The sequence below is a fragment of the Pseudomonas sp. P4_C3 genome (assembly GCF_056402075.1).
The window spans coordinates 1-1,513 of record NZ_JBFUIC010000590.1; the positions used below are offsets into that span (position 1 = coordinate 1).

2 protein-coding genes are annotated in these 1,513 nt (G+C 60.3%); both read left to right on the forward strand.

Annotated elements, in window-relative coordinates:
• Nucleotides 1–10: 10 nt before the first annotated feature.
• Entirely contained in the window at nucleotides 11–502 is a 492-nt protein-coding gene (antB, locus tag AC1DVH_RS30945) for an anthranilate 1,2-dioxygenase small subunit (RefSeq protein WP_477756994.1), read from the forward strand.
• A gap of 18 nt (nucleotides 503–520) precedes the next feature.
• Nucleotides 521–1,513 (forward strand): anthranilate 1,2-dioxygenase electron transfer component AntC (gene antC, locus AC1DVH_RS30950; protein WP_477756993.1); only part of this gene is annotated, 993 nt, incomplete at its 3' end.

Genomic DNA, 1,513 nt, shown 5'->3' on the forward strand with positions numbered 1-1,513 from the left:
AGGTGCAATGATGAATGCGCAATTGCAGTACCAGATCGAACAGTTTTTCTATCGCAAATCCGAACTGTGYGACGCTCAGGACTGGGATGCCTACATCCAGCTGTTCGCCGAGCACAGCGAGTTCCACGTGCCGCAATGGGACTCCGAACACGTCTACACCCGCGACCCCAAACGCGAAATGTCGCTGATCTATTACCCCAATCGTTCAGGCCTGGAAGACCGCGTGTTCCGCCTGCGCACCGGCAAGTCCGCGTCCTCGACGCCAATGCCGCGCACCTTGCATCAGATCAACAACGTGCGGATCGGCGAGCTTGCAAACGGCGAGCTGGAGGTGCGGCTGAACTGGCACACGTTGTACTACCGCCTGGCGACATCCGAGCAGTTTTTCGRCCGCGCGACCTATCACCTCACGCCACACGCCGATAGCTGGCTGATCACTCGCAAGCATGTGCTGCTGCTCAACGACACCATCAACTCGGTACTCGATTTCTACCACATCTGAATCCAAGGAGACCGGGGCATGAACCATAAGGTCGCGTTCAGCTTTGCCGACGGCAAAACGCTGTTCTTTCCCGTACAACCCAACGAAATCCTGCTCGACGCCGCCCTGCGCAATGGCATCAACATTCCCCTGGATTGCCGCGAAGGCGTCTGCGGAACCTGCCAGGGGCGTTGCGAGTCGGGCGATTACAGCCAGGACTATGTGGATGAGGAAGCCCTCTCCAGCCAGGACCTGCAACAACGCAAAATGCTCACCTGCCAGACACGGGTCAAATCCGACGCGGCGTTCTATTTCGACTTCGCCTCCAGCCTGTGCAATGCCGCCGGCCCCGACCGACTCACGGCAACGGTCAGCGACGTCAAACAGGTCTCGGCCAGTACCGCGATCCTGCATCTGGATCTGGGTCAGGTCGGGCAATCACTGGATTTCCTGCCGGGACAATACGCCCGGTTGCGGATCCCGGGCACCGAGAACAAGCGCTCTTATTCGTTCGCCAATCGGCCGAGCGCCAGCAATCAGCTGCAGTTTCTGATTCGCCTGCTTCCCAACRGGGTAATGAGCAACTACATCCGCGAACGCTGTCAGGTGGGCGACCAAATCGTTCTGGAGGCACCGCTGGGGGCTTTTTATCTGCGACACGTCGCCAGGCCGCTGATCCTGGTGGCCGGTGGCACCGGTCTTTCTGCATCGCTGGGCATGCTCGACGAGCTCGCCGAACGCGGCTGCGAGCAACCCGTGCATTTGTACTACGGTGTGCGCGATGCAACCGACCTGTGCGAGCAGGCGCGCATCCACGCGTATGCGCAACGCATCCCGGGGTTGCGCTACACCGAGGTGGTCAGCGAGCCGTCACCGCACTGGACCGGCAAGCGCGGCTACATTGCCGAGCACTTCGACGCCGCTGAACTGCGCGATGGCGAGGTTGATATGTACGTCTGCGGGCCACCGCCGATGGTTGAGTCGATCAAAACCTGGTTACAGGCCCAGGCACTGGACAGCGTGCACCTGTAC